Origin of the sequence: Exiguobacterium sp. s56 (assembly GCF_018618255.1) — a bacterium.
Classification (GTDB): domain Bacteria; phylum Bacillota; class Bacilli; order Exiguobacteriales; family Exiguobacteriaceae; genus Exiguobacterium; species Exiguobacterium chiriqhucha.
Map to the genome: position 1 here is coordinate 248,056 of NZ_JACSLR010000001.1, position 19,315 is coordinate 267,370.

Genomic DNA, 19,315 nt, shown 5'->3' on the forward strand with positions numbered 1-19,315 from the left:
CCTTCACATAAAAGGAGGAGACGAACATGAACATCATCAAACAACAACCGAAGCATTTTGTCAGCCTGGACACGCTATCCCTCGACGAGATTATGGGTTTGATCGAGGAGTCACTCCGCTATAAACAAGGGAACATGCCCCCATTGTTCGATGGGAAGACGGTCGCGAATTTATTCTTTGAAAACTCGACGCGAACGAAAAATTCGTTTCAAATGGCCGAACGGCACTTGAAGGTCCAGGAGATCCCGTTCGACGTGGCGACGTCATCGGTGACGAAAGGTGAGACGCTCTACGACACTTGCAAGACGCTCGAGGCGATCGGGGTCGATGCCCTCGTCATCCGCCATCCGGAGTCGGGCTACTACCATGAACTCGTCGAAACATTGAATATCCCGGTGTTGAACGGCGGTGACGGGAGCGGGGAACATCCGTCCCAGTCACTCCTCGACCTCGTCACGATCTTTGAAGAGTTCAAGACGTTCGAAGGATTGAATATCGCCATCTGCGGTGACCTCGTTCATAGCCGTGTCGCCCGCTCGAACGCCTCGGTGCTCAAGCGGCTCGGCGCGAACGTCGTCGGCTGTAGTCCCGCCTCCTGGTGGGACGAGTCGATGGGGCTCGAGCATCGTGACCTCGACGACGTGTTGGCCGACTGTGACGTCATCATGTTGCTGCGCGTCCAGCACGAACGCCACATCATGGGCGATATCTTCTCGAAAGAAGATTACCATGTACGCTACGGCTTGACGCCGGAACGCGTCGAGCGGATGAAACCGCAAGCCATCATCATGCATCCGGCCCCGGTCAATCGGGACGTCGAGATTGCCGGCAGTTTAATCGAACATCCACAGTCGCGTATCTTTCCACAGATGACGAACGGTGTTTACGCCCGGATGGCCATCTTAAATCGAGCATTAGGGGGACAATTATGATACTTCAACACGCAACTTGGTATGACGGGAATACGAAACGGACGACGACGCTATTGATTGAAGACGGCGAGATCCGCTCGGTCGACTATAACGGCACGACTGAAGGACACGAAGTGATTGATGCGACAGGGATGCTACTCATCCCAGGACTCGTCGATGTCCACGTCCACTTGCGCGAACCGGGTGGGGAGAAGAAAGAGACAATCAAGACCGGGACAGAGGCGGCTGCAGCCGGCGGATTCACCACAATCTGTGCGATGCCGAACACGCGTCCGGTCCCAGACGACCGCGCAACGATGGACCAGCTGTTGGCTAAAATCGAGCAAGACGCCATCGTGCGTGTCCTGCCATACGCCGCCATCACGAAACGACAGCTCGGTACCGAGCAAGTCGACATGGCCTCGCTCGCAGATTCATTCGCCTTCACCGACGACGGAGTTGGCGTCCAATCGGCAGCGATGATGCGCGCGGCGATGCGGGAAGCGAAACGACTCGACAAGGCGATTGTCGCCCATTGCGAGGACAATACGCTCAAGGCCGGTTCGGTCCACGAAGGCCGGTTCAGTGAAGAACATGACATCCAAGGCATCCCGAGCCTCGCCGAGAGCATCCATATCGCCCGGGACGTCTTGATCGCCGAAGAGACAGGCTGTCACTATCACGTCTGCCACGTCTCGTCACGACAGTCGGTGCGCGTCATCCGCGACGCCAAACGAGCCGGCATCCGGGTCACGGCCGAAGTGACACCGCATCACCTCATCCTCTGTGAAGACGATATCCCAGGCCTCGACCCGAACTTTAAAATGAATCCACCGCTCCGGAGTGCGGACGACCGGGAGGCGCTACTCGAGGGCTTGTTCGATGGCACGATCGATATGATCGCGACCGACCACGCCCCGCACACGGCCGAGGAGAAAGCGGCCGGCATGGAACGGGCCCCGTTCGGGATCACCGGTTTCGAGACGGCGTTCCCGCTCTTGTACACGACGTTCGTCAAAACGGGACATATGGAAGAGGCGGCGCTCATCGAGTGGATGACGAAACGACCGAGCGACGTGTTCGGGTTGCCGTACGGTGTGATTGAAGTCGGCCGGGCGGCGGACCTCGCCCTCATCGACCCGGAGACGGAGCGGGTCGTCGATCCGACGACGTTCTGCTCGAAAGGGAAGAACACACCGTTCGCTGGGAAGAAACTAGTTGGCTGGCCGGTGATGACCATCGTGGCTGGAAAAATCGTATATAAGGGGAGATTCGATGAAACGAACATTATGGCTTGAGGACGGTACTTCATTTGTAGGAACAGCGTTTGGTGCAAGTGTGGAGACGATCGGGGAAGTCGTCTTCCAGACTGGGATGACCGGATATCAAGAGATGTTGTCTGACCCGTCTTACTGTGACCAACTCATCGTGTTGACGAATCCGTTGATCGGGAACTATGGCGTCAACCGCGAAGATTTCGAGACGACCGTTCCGATGGCGAAAGGGCTCATCGTCAAAGAAGTGTGCGACACACCGTCGAACTTCCGCTCGACCGCGACGCTTCATGATACGCTCAAACGCTTCAACATCCCGGGTCTAGCAGGAGTCGACACACGCATGTTGACGCGTCACTTGCGCTCACTCGGCGTCATGCGCGGTGTCATGGTCGACGGCGACTCGACGTGGGAGACGGTCCAACACCGCTTCGATGTTCTCCTGCCGACCAATCAAGTCGAGCGTGTCTCGACGAAGCGGGCGTATGTCAGCACCGGCAGCGGTCCACGGATTGCCCTCATCGATTTCGGCGCGAAGCTCGGCATCATGCGTGAACTCGTGAAACGCGACTGTGAAGTCGTCGTCTTGCCGCACGACGTGACGGCAGAAGAAGTGATGCGCTATGAGCCGGACGGCGTCATGCTGTCGAACGGACCGGGGGATCCGAAAGACGTCCCGACGGCGTTACCGCTCATCGAGCGCCTCATGCCGACACTCCCGATCTTCGGAATCTGTCTCGGCCATCAGTTGATTGCACTCGCGAGCGGTGCCAACACGTTCAAACTCCCGTTCGGTCATCGCGGTGCCAACCATCCCGTGGTCGAACTAGAGACCGGAGCGGTGACAATCACGTCCCAAAACCACGGCTACGCAGTCGATGAAGCGTCGCTCGCGACGACAGGACTCGTCGTCACGCATCGCGCCGTCAACGATGGCACGGTCGAAGGTGTGAAGCATCTACATCATCCGACGTTCTCGGTCCAATACCATCCCGAGGCGGCACCGGGTCCATACGACGCCAACGATTTATTTGACCGTTTCATGCAACTCGTTCAAGAAAACAAACAGAAAGTAGGAATGTGACATGCCAAAACGACCAGATATTCAGAAAATCCTTGTAATCGGATCCGGCCCAATCGTCATCGGACAGGCGGCAGAATTTGACTATGCTGGTACCCAGGCGTGTCTTGCCTTGAAAGAAGAAGGATATGAAGTCATCCTCGTCAACTCGAACCCGGCGACGATCATGACCGACCCGACGACGGCGGACCGTGTCTATATCGAACCGCTCGAACCGGAGTTCGTCGAACGGATTATCCGTCAAGAGCGACCGGACGCGCTCCTGGCCACACTCGGCGGCCAGACCGGTCTCAACTTGGCGATGGAACTCGATCGTCGCGGCGTGCTTGAAGATTGTGGCGTCGAATTGCTCGGGACAAAATTATCGGCCATCGAACAAGCTGAGGACCGGGAACAGTTCCGCGACCTCATGTATAAGCTCGGCCACGGGGTCCCGGAAAGCGAAATCGTGCAGTCGCTCGAGTCGGCTTGGGGCTTTGCCGACCGGATCGGCTATCCGATTATCATCCGTCCGGCGTACACGCTCGGAGGAACCGGTGGCGGGATTGCCCATGACCGGAATGAATTCGAACAGTTCGTCGAATCAGGGCTGAAAGCGAGTCCAGTGACACAAGTGTTGCTCGAGAAATCGATTGCCGGCATGAAAGAAGTCGAGTATGAAGTGATGCGCGATTCGAGCGACCAGGCCATCATCGTCTGTGCGATGGAAAACTTTGATCCGGTCGGGGTCCATACGGGCGACTCGATCGTCTTCGCTCCGACGCAGACACTGTCGGACCGCGACTATCAGATGCTCCGCAGCGTCTCACTCGACATCATCCGCGCTCTCGGCATCGAAGGGGGATGCAACATCCAGTTCGCCCTTGACCCGGACAGCTTCACGTACTACGTCATCGAGGTCAACCCACGTGTCTCCCGCAGTTCGGCGCTCGCCTCGAAAGCGACGGGATATCCGATCGCCAAGTTGGCTGCGAAAGTAGCGGTCGGATACAAGTTGTCAGAATTGAAGAACCCGGTGACGGAGACGAGTTACGCCTCGTTCGAACCGGCGCTCGACTATGTCGTCGCTAAGATTCCGCGCTTCGCTTTCGATAAGTTCGAGACGGCTGACCGCCGGCTCGGCACTCAGATGAAAGCGACCGGGGAAGTGATGGCGATCGGCCGCAACTTGGAGGAAGCGCTCCTTAAGGCTGTCCGTTCGCTTGAACTCGGGACAGAAGACTTGGCCGTACCACGGCTCGCACAATTGACGACGGATGAGCTCAATCGCGAGTTGACGACGCCGACTGATGAGCGACTCTGGATGCTTTATGAGGCACTCCGTCGCGGTTATTCGACGGAACAGCTGCATGAGCTGACGAAAATCGACCGTTTCTTCCTATCGAAACTCGCACGGATTTGGCAACATGAAGAGACGCTCCGGCTTGAGCCGCTCACGAAAGAACGACTCGTCGAAACGAAGCGTCTCGGGTTCAGCGATAAGATGATCGCCCGCATCATAAACGAGAACGTGGAGACGGTGACGTCGCTTCGGAACGACTGGGGCATCCGTCCGGTGTACAAGATGGTCGACACGTGTGCGGCTGAGTTCGCCTCGGAAACACCATACTTTTACGGGACGTACGAAGTTGAGAACGAGGCCGTGAAGACGGACAAGCCGTCGATTCTCGTCCTCGGCTCGGGCCCAATCCGCATCGGTCAAGGTGTCGAGTTCGACTACGCGACCGTCCACTCGATTCAGACGATTCGTGACGCAGGTTATGAAGCGATCATCATAAACAACAACCCGGAGACGGTGTCGACCGACTTCTCAATCTCGGACCGGCTCTACTTCGAACCGCTTACGACCGAGGACGTACTCGAGGTCATCCGCAACGAACAGCCACTCGGCGTCATCGTCCAGTTCGGTGGCCAGACGGCCATCAACTTGGCAGCCTCGCTCGAAGCAGAAGGGGTCCAGATTTTAGGGACATCGCTTGAAGACATCGATCGCGCCGAAGACCGGAAAGCGTTCGAAGCGACGCTCTCGGCCGAACAGCTCGCCCAACCTCCAGGCAAGACGGCGGTCACGGTCGAAGAGGCCGTCGCGTGTGCCGACATGCTTGGCTATCCGGTACTCGTCCGCCCATCATACGTCCTCGGCGGCCGGGCGATGGAAATCGTTTATGAGCGCTCGGAGCTCGAGCGGTATATGCGCCACGCCGTCGTCGCCTCGAAAGACCGTCCCGTACTGATTGACCGCTACTTGACGGGCATCGAGATTGAAGTCGACGCCATCTGTGACGGGACGGACGTCTACATCCCGGGCATCATGGAACATATCGAACGGGCCGGGGTCCACTCGGGCGACTCGATTGCCGTGTACCCGCCGCAGCGGTTGAGCGAAGCGTTGAAACAGAAAGTCGTCGATTACACGATTAAACTCGCCAAGGCGTTCCGGATCAAAGGGTTGCTCAATATCCAGTTCGTCTACGCGGACGACTTATACGTCATCGAGGTCAACCCGCGGGCGAGCCGGACCGTCCCGTTCATCTCTAAAGTGACGGGCCTTCCGGTCGCACGCATCGCCACGCAGACGATTCTCGGAACGAGTTTGAAAGACCTCGGTTTAGGGACCGGCTTACATCCGGAAGCGGACGCGATTTCGGTCAAAGTCCCGGTATTCAGTTTCGCGAAACTGAAAGAAGTCGACCCATCACTTGGGCCGGAGATGAAATCGACCGGTGAAGTCATGGCGACAGATCGCACGCTCGAAAAGGCGTTATATAAAGGACTCGTCGCCGCCGGCATGACGATCGCCTTGAAAGGGAACGTCCTGTTGACGGTCGCCGACCAAGACAAGGAAGAGGCGCTCGACATCGCCCGCCGTTTCAACCGACTCGGATTCCGCCTGATGGCCACGTCTGGCACGGCGCAGGCGCTCTCGGCAGATGGCTTGCCGGTCCACCCGGTCGGGAAAATCAATGAGGCCGGAGAGACGATGCTGAGCGTCATCGAACGAGGGGAAGTCGATATCGTCTTGAACACGACGACGCGTGACGCCCTTGCGACGAAAGACGGGTTCATCATCCGTCGGGCCGCGGCCGAGCAAGGGGTGCTCTGCTTGACGTCGCTCGACACGGTCGAGGCGCTGCTCCAAGTCATCGAGAGCCTGTCGTTCCAAACGACGAGTTTACCGGCCTTCACGACATTCGGGGTGACCGTATGAGACAACTCGCGACCATTTTATCGAACCGATTGATTGCGACGGCGACGATGGAGATGAAAATCGAGATCGCACCGCAGGCCGTTGCGCCGGGCACGTTCTTCCATGTGAAGACGTCAGAGCTGTTGCGCCGGCCGCTCTCGGTCGCGAACGTCGAAGACAACGTCGTCACATTCCTGTATAAAGTGATCGGCAGCGGGACGGCAGATTTGGCCGCGCGTCGGACGGGAGACGTCTTAGACGTCCTCGGACCGCTCGGCAACGGTTTCCCGCTTGAACAGACGGGTAAACGGGTCGTGCTCGTCGGCGGGGGCATCGGGGTGCCGCCGCTCTACTACACGCGGCGCCTGCTCGCCGCCCGTGGCATCGAGACGGTAGCAATTCTCGGGTTTGATACGAAAACGAGCATTTTTTATGAAGACGCGTTCCGTGAACTTGGGGAGACGATCATCACGACGGTCGATGGAACGTATGGAGAAATGGGATTTGTGACCAGTCCGCTCGCGCGGGTCGACGCCGATGTCTTATTCAGCTGCGGGCCGGAACCGATGCTGAAAGCGGTCGCCGCGTCACATATCGAAGAGCGATATATCTCGATTGAGAATCGGATGGGGTGTGGCATCGGCGCTTGTTTCGCTTGCGTGTGCGAAGCGCCAAGCGGTTACGTCAAAGTGTGCAGTGACGGACCGGTATTTCGGGCAGAAGAGGTGACGCTATGAGACTACACGTCGATTTGCCAGGCTTACAGTTAAAGAATCCGATTATGCCGGCATCAGGCTGTTTCGGATTTGGGGAAGAGTTCGCCAAACTCTATGACTTATCGATGTTAGGCGGAATCATGATTAAGGCGGCGACAGGCGAGTCGCGATTCGGCAACGGGACGCCGCGGGTCGCCGAGACGGCACAAGGCATGTTGAACGCCATCGGCCTCCAAAACCCGGGTGTCGACGCCATCATCGAACACAAACTACCGTTCTTGTCCGCGTTCGATACAGAGATTATCGCCAATGTGGCCGGCTCGACGCCCGAAGAGTACATTCATGTCGCGCGAGAGCTCAGTGCCGACCCGACCATCAAGGCGCTCGAACTGAACATCTCGTGCCCGAACGTGAAGTGCGGGGGGATGCAGTTCGGGACCGATCCCGACATGGCGGCGGAATTGACCCGACTCGTCAAAGCGGCGTCAACAAAACCGGTATACGTCAAACTGTCACCGAACGTCACGTCAATCACAGCGATGGCGAAAGCGGTCGAAGCGGCCGGGGCCGATGGCATTACGATGATTAACACGCTCGTCGGGATGCGCATCGACGTCACGACCGGGCAGCCGATTCTCGCCAACCGCATCGGTGGTTTGTCTGGACCGGCCGTCAAACCGGTCGCCATTCGGATGGTCTATGAGGTCGCCCAGGCCGTCGAGATCCCGATTATCGGGATGGGCGGCGTGCGGACGGTCGACGACGTCTTGGAGTTCATTTATGCGGGTGCTTCGGCAGTCGCGGTCGGAACGGCCAATTTTGAAAATCCTTTCGTCTGTCAGGAAATCATCGAAGCGTTACCAGGACGACTTGACGAACTTGGGATCGATCATATTTTAGACATCAGGGGGAAAGCTTATGAACAGACTGTATCTCGCGCTTGATGTCGAAACGGGCGCCGACGCGTTCCGATTATTGGAACGAATCGAACAAAAACCGGCCGTCAAAGTCGGGATGGAACTGTTCTATCGGGAAGGGGGCCGCTTTGTCGAGCAACTCGTCGACAGCGGGTACCCGGTCTTCTTAGACGTCAAAGTTCATGACATCCCGGAGACGGCACGGCGGACGCTCCGTCAAATCGGCCGCCTCGGCGTCGAGTTGACGAACGTCCATACGCTCGGCGGCGAGACGATGATGCGTTACGCCTTGGACGGCTTACGCGATGTGACTGATACGACGAAATTGATTGGGGTCACCCAGTTGACGTCGACCGATGAACGAATGCTCGCCGAAGAGCTACACATCGAAGGGGGATTGGAACAGGCCGTCCTTCGCCAGGCTGCCATGGCCGACCGGGCCGGGCTCGACGGAGTCGTCGCGTCCGTGCATGAGGCCCACTCGATTCGCCAAGCGCTCGGCTCGTCATTTTTGACCGTGACGCCCGGTATCCGCATGAACGAGACAGCGGACGACCAAGTCCGGATTGCCACGCCGAAAGCGGCTCGTGACGCAGGTGTGTCGGCCATCGTCGTCGGCCGACCCATCACCCGGGCTGAAGACCCGAACGCTGCCTATGCATACTACTTACAAGAATGGAGTCGAACTTATGAGACAAATCGCTGAAGCTTTATTACAAATCGAGGCCGTGACCCTGTCACCGGAAAACCCGTATACGTGGTCGAGCGGGATGAAGAGTCCGATTTATTGTGACAATCGCTTGACGCTCAGCTATCCTGACGTCCGCAACCTCATCATCGACGCGCTCGTTGAGGTGATCCGTCCGCTCGATGTCGACGTCATCGCCGGAACAGCGACAGCGGGAATTCCCCATGCGACGCTTGTCGCCGACCGGCTCGGGTTGCCGCTCGTCTATGTCCGTTCGAGTGCGAAAGGACATGGGAAAGGGAATCAAATCGAGGGCCGGTTTGAACCGGGGGCTCGTGTCGTCGTGATTGAAGACTTGTTGTCGACCGGCTCGTCGAGCATCGAGGCCGCCAAAGCGATTCAGGAAGCCGGCGGGGAAGTCGTCAAGATTCAAGCGATTTTCTCCTACAGTCTGAGCCGCCTCGCCATCAATCTGTTAGACTCCGGCTTCACTGCGCATGCACTGATTACACTTTCGGATTTGCTCGACGTTGCCGTCAAGAAGCGAATCATCAGTAAAGAAGAATATGCTTCCTTACGGGACTGGCGAAATGATCCGACAGGTTGGAGCGAACGTGTCTTATCTTCATAATCTGTAACGAGAATCCACCTCCGGGCGGATTCTTTTTCTATTCGGTACATGGCATACTGAACATGTTAGAATAGGGAAAGCAGTCAATAAAGGAGATGTGTATGGCGTATTCTAGAATGAAGGGAAAATCCTTGAAAGTCCGTTTTCAAGCAATCCCGAAACATCGTAAACTTGCGTTCGGACTCGTCCTCACCGTCTTGCCCCTCATTTTCTTCTTGAATTTATTCATATTCAGTCACGTGTTGGCACTTGGGGACACGTACGAGGACCGCTATCAAATGAAGAAACTTCGGCTCGAGACGGCGCACGGCAATGTCGAATTCGTTCGTAGCACGAATGAGAAAGTCCACATTGATGTGTTACAGACGAACTCGAAAGAGCGTCGCATCAAAGTCAAATCGGTCGGCGATACGATTTCGGTCGTCGAGCGCTACGGCCAATTCAGTCAATTCGGTAGTCGGGCGAGTGATGAACCATCCCGTTATAAAATCCGAGTCGCCTTGCCGAGCTCGATGACATCGATTGAAGTCGAGGCCGAGCAAGTGACCGGCCAAGGATTGATTGTCAAGACGATCGTCTTGGAGGCGAACGCCGTTAATGTAAAAAAACTCGAAAGTGATCGGCTTCGTGTCGAAACACGGAGTGATACGACACTCGAAACCGTCCGTGTCGTCACGGGAGATATCCGTTCGTATCGGAACGCGACCGTGAGCGACATCGTCGTCAATCAAAGCATGACGATTCAGACGGAGGCGGGGACGCTCGCGTACGCGCCGCGTAATGCGACCGGACAAGTGAACGTCACGACCACAGGCAACGTGACGGCGTCGGAACGGTTCAACGAAATCGGGGGCGGCGTGTACCATCTGTCGAACTCGAACCGACCAAACATCGAACTCATTTCCGAGACAGGAAAGGTCGAGCTTAAATGATGAACAAACGTTACATCCCAAAAGTCGGACTTCGAACTTTGAAAACCGGCATCGCCGTCGCCATCACCATCGCTTTGTCCTGGTACGTGTTCGGCATCTATTCAGGCATGGGGGCCATCGCGGCCGTCGTCGCGATGCAACCGACCGTGAAACGGTCATCGAAAATCGTCTTCAGCCGCATCTTCGGGACGATGGTCGGGCTCATGTGCGGTCTCCTGATCGTCTATGCGTTCGGGGTCAACCCGATTTCAATCGGGCTCGCCGTCATCGTCGCGCTCACGCTCAATACGACGTTCGATAAGACGCACATGTCGACGTATGCGGCGTTCGCGATCGTGCTCATGCTCGAGAACCCGACGACCGACTTCTTCCACTATGCGTGGACCCGTTCCCTGTTGACGGCCGTCGGTGTCTTCGTCTCGCTCGGTGTCAACTATGCGTTCATGCCGCCTCGTTACGAGGAGCGGTTGCTCAGTGAGATTCGGAAGACGTCGGCGTATATGTTCCAGCACTGGCGCGAGCTCGTCGGGTCGCCGTCCGAGTTGCTCGAGACGCGGGCCCGTATCCTCGGCCATCAGGAGCTGCACATGATGCTCCAAGAGGATATGAAAGTGACGAACGTGAAATTGAAGCATTTGACGATGAAGCAATACCGGTTATTGATTCACCTTGAGGACAAGCTCGTCTTATTGCTCGAGAGTCTCGCTGAACATCGGGAGGCGCTATTGGTCATGGACGAGGAAGAACGCCGGGTGTTCGAGTCCGAGTTTTTATACCTCCTCGCGCATCACCACGATATCCTTTATACGTGTGACAAGCCGCATGCGCTGTTCACGTTGCCGCATGAGGATTTATCCGTTTCTGAAATTTTACACGGGCACTTGCTCGACTATCATGAACAGCTCGAAGCGTTCAAACATAATCCGAAATAAACGAAGGCCCCGTTTTAGCGACGGGGCCTTTATTTGTTGTCAATGTAAGTGGAGATGTCATATTTACACATGCCTTTGGCGACACCCTCCGTTCCTGGGGCGATGCGGATGCCTCCGCAGTGCGTGCCGCACTTTACAGGGTCATCCTTGCATCGCTATCCCCTAGGAGTTCGGGTGCCGGCCTTGGCATGTGTCTGCTCGCCTGTCGATCAGACGTGTACCAATCCTTTCGTTCGTCCGCCGGCGTCCCGACTCCTGCAGGAAAGCAACCCAACGGAGACCCAGCAGCGACATTGAGTCGCGATGCGGCTCCGGGGTTGCCTGCGGAAAGCGTAGGCGCCGAGAGGACGAGTGACCATGGGCTAACAAGAAAAAGCCACGTCATGTGACGTGGCCAGAACTCATTGCTGGAGTGATTTGACGAGCCGCTCATCCGGCGTGACGTACACCGTCTGCTGGTCCGTATATATGACGAATCCAGGCTTGGCACCGCTCGGCTTTTTCACGTAACGTGCTTTCGTGTAATCGACCGGCACACCGCTCGAGGCACGGGCCTTCGAGAAATAAGCGGCGACGGTCGCCGCCTCGAGCAACGTCGTCTCGTCAGGTTCGCCCGAACGGATGATGACGTGGGATCCGGGAATATCTTTCACATGAAGCCAAATCTCGTCGCGACGGGCGAACTTGAACGTCAAATGATCGTTTTGCGTATTGTTCTTCCCGACGAAGAACTCTGTCCCCGTCGACGACGTATACGCCTCGAGCGAAATTTTCTTCGTCTGTTTCTTCTTTTGATTCCGTTGCTTCATGTAGCCGCCTTCGGCCAACTCTTCTCGAATCTCGACGATGTCGGCCGGTGAGGCGACGTCGAGCTGGGCGACGAGCGTCTCTAAATACTCAATTTCGGCGTCGTTCAATTCGATTTGTTTCTGTACTTCGACTTTGGCGACTTTCAACTTGTTGTATTTCTTGTAGTACGCTTGTGCGTTCTCGTTCGGTGTCTTGAGCTTGTTGAGCGGGATGTCGATCATGCCGCCTTCCTCGTCGTAATAATCGACGACGTGGGCGACGGTCATGCCTTTCTCGAGCTGGAACAAGTATGTTGTCAACAGCTCCCCGTATTTCTGAAGTTCGTCGGACCGTTCCGTCGCCTTCAAATCGTCAAGCAGTCGCTTACGCTTCAACAGGTTTTTCTCAAGCTCGGACTTGAGCAGACGCTCGACATCGTGAGCTTGTTGTTTGACACGGTCGCGGTTCGCTTTCTCATAGAAGAAACGGTCGAGCACGTCTTTGCTCGTCTCATAGCTCTCTTCAGAGGTGATCTCACCGGACGTGAGCACGATTGGACTGAAGCGTTCTTTGCCCGACGCGAGCTGTTGGAAGACGTAAGGGCCTTCGAGGTCGCTCATCACGCTGACGAACGACTCCTCGATGCTGGCCCGGTTCGGGAGTTTGGCCCGGTGGACGATCTCTTGGGCGATTTGCGGGCTGAGCCCGGCGAAACTGGCCACGAGCTGCTTGTCGAGCGAGCCGGCGTTCCAGTCGATACGTTTCAAACCGGCTTCACGCTCCGTCAACGGATCACACTTGTCTTGGGCCGGTGGCAGTAAGTACTCGCTGCCCGGCATGATTGTCCGGTATGTGTTTTGTGACGGCGGAAGATGTTTGATGGCGTCTAAAATCTTGCCGTCCTCGTTCGTCAAGACGACGTTCGAGTGACGCCCCATTAGTTCGATATACACTTTCTTATTCTCTTCGTCGCCGAGCTCGTTTCGTGAACGGATCGACAGGACGATGACACGGTCACGTCCGACTTGTTCGATTGCCGTGATGAAGCCGCCTTCGATGTGTTTTCGGAGCATCATACAAAACATCGGCGGTTCTTGCGGGTTCTTGGTCGGGTTGTCGGTCAGTTGGAGCCGTGCGTACATCGCATTCGCCGAAACGAGCAATTGGACGCTTTGGCGGTTCGAGCGGACTTGAATCATCAAATCGAGCGAATACGGTTGGTGCACGCGATTGATGCGCCCCCCGACGAGCGCTTGTAATTCTGTTACAACACGATATGTCATTAATCCATCATATGCCACTAGTCTCATCACCTTTGTTCTTTTTCTGTCTCTACGTTATCAGATTCACGGAAAATATGGTACGATGAAGTAGGAAATCCGAACTTCTTCTTGCCGGAACAATTGATTGACTGCTATTATAATTAAATGTGATGTTAGAAGATGGAGGTCTTGCAGTGAATTTTAAAGAACGAGGATTATTAATCGTCTTGTCTGGCCCGAGCGGCGTCGGGAAAGGTACCGTTTGTCGAGTACTCCGTGAAGAGAAGGACAACAACCTTCAATATTCGGTCTCGGCGACGACCCGCAAACCGCGCGAAGGAGAAGTGGAAGGCGTACACTACTTCTTTAAGACGAGAGAACAATTTGAACACATGATCGAGCATAAACAATTGCTCGAGCACGCTGAATTTGTCGGCAACTATTATGGGACACCGGTTGAATGGGTTCGTGAGACACTCGAAAGCGGGAAGGACGTCATCCTCGAGATTGAAGTCCAGGGCGCTTTCCAAGTGAAAGAGCGTTTCCCGGAAGCGGTCTTTTTATTCTTGGCTCCGCCAAGCCTGCAAGAACTACGTAACCGCTTAGTCGGTCGAGGCACGGAATCGGAAGACGTGATCAAGCAACGCTTGCTCGTCGCCCGGGAAGAAATTGAATTGATGGATGCATACGATTACGTCGTTACGAATGATGAAGTGGATAAAGCGATCGATCGTATCAAAGCGATCGTGACGGCCGAACATTGTAAACGTGAACGTGTCGCGTCTCTCTATAAAAAAGCCATGATGGAGGTCATTTAATGTTATACCCTTCGATTGATGCCTTACAACGTATCATCCCGTCGAAATACACAATCGTCACGGTGGCCGCGAAGCGGGCCCGCCAAATCCAGGACGGAAAAGCAACAAAAATCGCCGCGCCAAAATCGTATAAGCCGGTCGGTCAAGCGCTAGAAGAATTGTATTCGGGTGACACGACAATCATCACGAACGAAAAAAACAACGGATGAAGTGTGACCCAAGTCGGATGCGACTTGGGTCTCATTGTCTATAAGGGGGAGAATTGTGAATGTTGAACGATCGGAATATCTTGCTTTGTGTGAGCGGCGGTATCGCGGCGTATAAGGCGTGCGCGCTCACGTCGAAACTCGTCCAGGCCGGTGCGAACGTTCGAGTGGCGATGACCGCGTCAGCCGAAGAATTCGTCGGCAAAGCGACGTTTCAGGCGCTCAGCCGAAATCCGGTATACACCGACGTGTTCGAGGAACACGATCCGACCAAAATCGCCCACATCGACGTCGTCGATACGAGTGACTTGATCGTCGTTGCACCCGCCACGGCGAACATGATTGCGAAACTCGCAGCCGGTATTGCCGATGACTTCATCACGACCTCGATTTTAGCGGCCAAATGTCCCGTCATCGTCTCACCGGCGATGAACGTCAATATGCTCGAACATCCGGCCACGCGCCGCAATATCGAGACGCTCAAAACGTTCGGCTATCAAATCATCGAACCGGGCGTCGGCAATCTCGCGTGCGGGTGGATCGGTGGTGGACGCCTTCCGGAACCGGAAGACCTCGTCCGTATCGTCGAGAGCCAGTTCGTCCCGAAACATCTGCTCGGGAAACGCGTGCTAATCACGGCCGGTCCGACGGTCGAACGCATCGACCCGGTCCGCTTTTTATCGAACGACTCCTCTGGCAAGATGGGCGTCGCGCTCGCCGCGGCTGCCCGCGATATGGGCGCATACGTCACGCTCGTCCACGGACCGCTGCAAGTACCCGTACCGGACGGCGTGACCGCCATCGCCGTCGAATCAGGCACGGATATGCTCGAGACGGTGCTCGCGCGTTTCGATGACCAAGACCTCGTCATCAAATCGGCCGCCGTCGCCGACTATCGCCCGAAGACGGTCCATAGCGAGAAACATAAAAAAGTGCACGGCCCGTTGACGATCGAACTCGAAGAGACGACCGACATCTTGAAGACGCTCGGGGAGAAGAAGACGCATCAGCTCCTCGTCGGTTTTGCGGCCGAGACGGAGAATCTCGAGCAACACGCCCGCGATAAAATCGCCCGTAAACGGGTTGACTATCTCGTCGCCAACGATGTGTCCCAGCCAGATATCGGCTTCCGCGCCGATGACAACGAAGTCACGTTGTTTCGGGCGGACGGGGCTCATGTCCGCTTACCGCGACAGAGCAAACGTGCACTCGCTGTCGAGTTGCTCACACATTTTAAGGAAGATTTGCGATGATCGCCCACGTCCATGTCGATGCGCCCGTCATCACGATCGACCGTCCGTTCGATTATGAAGTGCCGCCCCAGTTCGAGACGTTAATCGAACCGGGCATGCGTGTCTCGGTCCCGTTCGGCTCACGACGCCTGCTCGGAATCGTCACCGGTGTCTCAGAAGGGACGCGCGAAGGGTTGAAACCGCTCGAAGCCCTATTAGATGAAGAATCATCACTGACGGACGAGTTGCTCGACTTATCGACCCATGTGAAAGAGACGACGCTCTGTTTCCGGTCGTCGGCACTCCTCGCCATGTTGCCGGCAGCGCTGAAAGTGAGTTACGACAAAGAGATTAAAGGCGAGACGCTCCCGGACGGCGTTCGAGCCGGTACCCATCTTTCGGAGTATCCGAAAGAGACGCAGTCCATCATCTTGGCGCTCGCCAAAAAAGGGGACATCTTGCTCGCGCCGGTGTTAAAAGAGAAACGGACGGTGAAGACGGACCTCGTCATCGAGCTCATCGATGCGACGCTCATCCCGGCCCGGGCGAAGAAACAACAAGAAGCGATTCAGTTGCTGAAGGACGTCCCGCGGATGTATTGGTCGTCGTTACGTCAAATCGGCTTGTCGCGCGCACAACTGCAAAAGATGGAGTCGCTCCGTGCCGTCAAAGTGACCGAGGTCGAACTGAACCGCGACCCGTACGCCACGATTGAACAGGTCATCGAGACGGTCGAACTGAATGAAAGTCAAGCCACGGCTGTCCATGCCATCCGCGATGCGGAAGCCGGGGAGACGTTACTCTTACACGGTGTCACCGGCAGTGGGAAGACCGAGGTCTATTTAGAAGCGATCGGTCAAGTCGTCGATGACGGCAAGCAGGCGATTTTGCTCGTCCCGGAAATCTCGCTCACGCCGATGATGGTCAAACGATTCAAACGTCGCTTCGGAGACCGGGTCGCCGTGCTCCATAGCGCCTTGTCACAAGGAGAGAAATATGACGAGTGGCGCAAAATCAAACGACGTGAAGTCGATGTCGTCGTCGGGGCACGCTCGGCGATTTTCGCACCGCTCGAAAACATCGGCCTCATCATCTTGGACGAAGAGCATGAGACGACGTACAAGCAAGAAGAGAACCCGCGCTATCACGCGCGTGACGTCGCGATTTGGCGGGCCGAGTACCACGAGTGCCCGGTCGTCCTCGGAAGTGCGACCCCGTCACTCGAGTCTTACGCCCGCGCCCAAAAAGGCGTCTATCGCTATTTGCAACTGAGCGAACGGTACGGTGGCGAGATGCCGCCTGTCCATATTATCGACATGCGGCGTGAGCTCGCCAAAGGCAACACGACGATGTTTTCAGAAGATTTATTTGTCGCCATCAACGACCGCATCGCGAAAAAAGAACAGTGCGTCATCTTGCTCAACCGTCGTGGTTTCACGACGTTCGTCATGTGTCGCGACTGTGGGGAAGGGCTTACCTGTCCGCACTGCGCCGTCAACTTGACGTATCACCAACACGGCGACCGGCTCAAATGCCACTACTGCGGCTATGAGATCGGTATGCCGTCGAAGTGCCCGACGTGTGACAGCAAGAAAATCAAACAGTTCGGCACCGGGACGCAAAAGATCGAGACCGAGCTGTTGAATCGCATCCCTGAGGCGCGGATCATTCGGATGGACCAAGACACGACGTCACGCAAAGGGTCGCACGAACAACTATTGAAACGCTTTGAGGATGGGGAGGCCGACATTTTGCTCGGTACCCAGATGATCGCCAAAGGGCTCGATTTCCCGAACGTCACGCTCGTCGGCGTGCTCGCGGCGGATGCGACGCTCGGCATGCCCGATTTCCGGGCGACCGAGCGTACGTTTCAACTCGTGACCCAAGTCGCCGGTCGGGCCGGACGCGGTAGTCTGCCGGGTGAGGCGTACGTTCAGACGTACAACCCGGACCATTATGTCATCGAGACGGCGAGTGAACATGATTATGAATCGTTTTACGCCCGGGAGATGCAACTGCGCCAAGTCGGTAATCATCCCCCATATTGGTACGTCACGCTCGTCACGTTCGCGGCGGAAAGTCCGCTCGTCGCCCAAGCCGAGGCCGAGCTGTTCGCCGCCGATTTCGTCGAGGCGCACGTGGCCCAGTCGCGACTGAACGGGCCGATGCCGGCACCGTTGTCGAAACTGAAGAACTTGTTCCGCTATCAGTTGTTCATCAAGACGAAACATCCGGAAGCGTTATATCCGGTCCTCGCCACGCTGCAACAGGCACGGGCAAAGGCGATTAGCAAAAAAGAATATCAATTGAGTATCGACGTAAACCCATACGTATTCATGTGAGGTGGAACCAGATGTATAAAGTAGTAGAGATTCCAAATGAGATTTTACGGGTCACGTGTGATCCGGTGACAAAGTTTGATAAAAAATTGCGTCAGACGGTCGATCGACTGTTCGACACGATGTATGAATATGATGGGGTCGGCGTGGCCGCCCCACAGGTCAATTTGAATCAACGGCTCGCTGTCGTCCATACGGATGATGAGACGGGACCGCTCGTGTTGATCAATCCGGAAATCATCGAGACGTCCGGGACCGAGATCGGTCTTGAAGGCTGCTTGAGTATCCCGGGTGAGTTCGGTTTCGTCGAACGGCATGAGACGATCGTCGTCAAGACGCAGGATTTGAAAGGCCGCACCCAACAAGTGAAGGCGAGCGGATTCTTCGCTCGGGCGATTCAACATGAGATCGACCATTTGGACGGAGTATTGTTCACGGACAAGCTCGCCGTGCCGGACAAAGGGACGGATCAGCGTATCGTCTTCATGGGGACGCCGACGTTTGCCGTATCCGTACTTGAGCGCTTGCTCGAAGAAGGATACAATGTCGTAGGTGTCGTCTCGCAACCGGACAAACCGGTCGGCCGTAAACGCGAACTGAAACCGACGCCGGTGAAAGAGTGTGCCCTGCGCCACAATATCCCGGTGTTACAGCCTGAAAAGGTGCGGACCGATTTCGCGGATATCTTGGCACTCGAACCGGACTTGATTGTGACGGCGGCGTACGGACAAATCGTCCCGACCGAACTGTTAGAAGCACCAAAACATGGCGCCATCAACGTCCATGCCTCGCTGTTGCCGAAATATCGAGGTGGCGCGCCGATTCATCAAGCCATCCTCGATGGGGACAAAGAGACGGGTGTCACCATCATGTATATGGTCGATAAGCTCGATGCTGGCGACATGATTGCCAACACGGTCGTCCCGATTGAAGAATTGGACACGGTCGGTACGTTGTTCGACAAGCTCGCGGTCGCAGGATCAGACTTGTTGCTCAAGACGCTTCCTGCCTTCCTCGCTGGTTGGATTGAAGCCGTACCGCAAGACGAGCGTGACGTCACGTTCGCACCGAACATTAGCCGAGAGCGGGAACAGATTGACTGGACCCGTGCCGGTGCAGATATTTATAACCACATCAGAGGGATGAATCCGTTCCCGACGGCGTATACGACGATTGCCGGGGAACGGGTCAAACTGTTCTTCGGGTCGAAAACGACAGGGACGGGTGAACCGGGAACGATTGTACGACTTGAAGAGGATGGATTTGTCGTCGCGACAGGCGACGCGGTCGCCATTAAAGTGGTCGACTTGCAACCATCTGGTAAAAAACGAATGGACGGGGCCACATTTATGCGTGGGGCCGGCCAAAAGTTACAAGTCGGCGATCGACTAGGAGGATAA

16 protein-coding genes and 1 pseudogene are annotated in these 19,315 nt (G+C 56.0%); 16 read left to right on the forward strand and 1 reads right to left on the reverse strand.

Annotated features, from left to right (window positions below):
- Positions 1–26 precede the first annotated feature (26 nt).
- From KNP71_RS01300 to KNP71_RS01345, 10 genes are all read left to right on the forward strand, one after another.
- The gene (locus KNP71_RS01300; RefSeq protein WP_021067059.1) at positions 27–932 is read left to right on the forward strand and encodes an aspartate carbamoyltransferase catalytic subunit; all 906 of its coding nucleotides are present in this window, start codon (positions 27–29) and stop codon (positions 930–932) included.
- Entirely contained in the window at positions 929–2,209 is a 1,281-nt protein-coding gene (locus KNP71_RS01305; protein ID WP_214829863.1) for a dihydroorotase, read from the forward strand. Before KNP71_RS01300 ends, KNP71_RS01305 begins: the two co-directional genes overlap by 4 nt.
- The gene (locus KNP71_RS01310) at positions 2,187–3,269 is read left to right on the forward strand and encodes a carbamoyl phosphate synthase small subunit (RefSeq protein ID WP_029595727.1); all 1,083 of its coding nucleotides are present in this window, start codon (positions 2,187–2,189) and stop codon (positions 3,267–3,269) included. Before KNP71_RS01305 ends, KNP71_RS01310 begins: the two co-directional genes overlap by 23 nt.
- Before the next feature lies 1 nt (position 3,270).
- The gene (gene carB / locus KNP71_RS01315) at positions 3,271–6,474 is read left to right on the forward strand and encodes a carbamoyl-phosphate synthase large subunit (RefSeq protein ID WP_214713816.1); all 3,204 of its coding nucleotides are present in this window, start codon (positions 3,271–3,273) and stop codon (positions 6,472–6,474) included.
- Entirely contained in the window at positions 6,471–7,190 is a 720-nt protein-coding gene (locus tag KNP71_RS01320) for a dihydroorotate dehydrogenase electron transfer subunit (protein WP_131471144.1), read from the forward strand. The genes carB and KNP71_RS01320 overlap by 4 nt, the downstream gene beginning before the upstream one ends.
- Positions 7,187–8,113, forward strand: a complete 927-nt coding sequence (locus KNP71_RS01325; RefSeq protein ID WP_214713814.1) for a dihydroorotate dehydrogenase — start codon at positions 7,187–7,189, stop codon at positions 8,111–8,113. The genes KNP71_RS01320 and KNP71_RS01325 overlap by 4 nt, the downstream gene beginning before the upstream one ends.
- The gene (gene pyrF / locus KNP71_RS01330) at positions 8,088–8,792 is read left to right on the forward strand and encodes an orotidine-5'-phosphate decarboxylase (protein WP_131471146.1); all 705 of its coding nucleotides are present in this window, start codon (positions 8,088–8,090) and stop codon (positions 8,790–8,792) included. The genes KNP71_RS01325 and pyrF overlap by 26 nt, the downstream gene beginning before the upstream one ends.
- Entirely contained in the window at positions 8,776–9,405 is a 630-nt protein-coding gene (gene pyrE, locus KNP71_RS01335; protein ID WP_131471147.1) for an orotate phosphoribosyltransferase, read from the forward strand. Before pyrF ends, pyrE begins: the two co-directional genes overlap by 17 nt.
- 131 nt (positions 9,406–9,536) lie before the next feature.
- Positions 9,537–10,337: a hypothetical protein gene (locus KNP71_RS01340; protein WP_251132727.1), complete on the forward strand. Its 801-nt coding sequence runs from the start codon at positions 9,537–9,539 to the stop codon at positions 10,335–10,337.
- A complete protein-coding gene (locus KNP71_RS01345) occupies positions 10,334–11,269 on the forward strand; it encodes an FUSC family protein (protein WP_021067068.1) in 936 nt (311 codons plus the stop codon). The genes KNP71_RS01340 and KNP71_RS01345 overlap by 4 nt, the downstream gene beginning before the upstream one ends.
- A gap of 401 nt (positions 11,270–11,670) precedes the next feature.
- Here the strand turns inward: KNP71_RS01345 and KNP71_RS01350 are convergent, their stop codons facing one another.
- Positions 11,671–13,359, reverse strand: coding sequence for an Rqc2 family fibronectin-binding protein (locus KNP71_RS01350; protein WP_214714076.1), 1,689 nt, complete (start codon positions 13,357–13,359; stop codon positions 11,671–11,673).
- Between the two features lie 131 nt (positions 13,360–13,490).
- Here KNP71_RS01350 and gmk point away from each other — a divergent pair, with 131 nt between their 5' ends.
- From gmk to fmt, 6 genes and pseudogenes are all read left to right on the forward strand, one after another.
- Entirely contained in the window at positions 13,491–14,138 is a 648-nt protein-coding gene (gmk, locus tag KNP71_RS01355) for a guanylate kinase (RefSeq protein ID WP_029595720.1), read from the forward strand.
- Positions 14,138–14,347, forward strand: coding sequence for a DNA-directed RNA polymerase subunit omega (gene rpoZ / locus KNP71_RS01360; protein WP_021067071.1), 210 nt, complete (start codon positions 14,138–14,140; stop codon positions 14,345–14,347). Before gmk ends, rpoZ begins: the two co-directional genes overlap by 1 nt.
- 59 nt (positions 14,348–14,406) lie before the next feature.
- Positions 14,407–15,597 carry a bifunctional phosphopantothenoylcysteine decarboxylase/phosphopantothenate--cysteine ligase CoaBC gene (coaBC, locus tag KNP71_RS01365; protein WP_214713810.1) on the forward strand — a complete coding sequence of 397 codons (1,191 nt, stop codon included), beginning with the start codon at positions 14,407–14,409 and terminating at the stop codon, positions 15,595–15,597.
- Positions 15,594–17,918, forward strand: a complete 2,325-nt coding sequence (gene priA, locus KNP71_RS01370) for a primosomal protein N' (protein ID WP_214713808.1) — start codon at positions 15,594–15,596, stop codon at positions 17,916–17,918. Before coaBC ends, priA begins: the two co-directional genes overlap by 4 nt.
- A gap of 11 nt (positions 17,919–17,929) precedes the next feature.
- Positions 17,930–18,355, forward strand: a pseudogene (gene def / locus KNP71_RS15975) (peptide deformylase); the annotation flags it as partial.
- A 45-nt stretch (positions 18,356–18,400) separates the two neighbouring features.
- A complete protein-coding gene (gene fmt, locus KNP71_RS01375) occupies positions 18,401–19,315 on the forward strand; it encodes a methionyl-tRNA formyltransferase (protein ID WP_353048041.1) in 915 nt (304 codons plus the stop codon).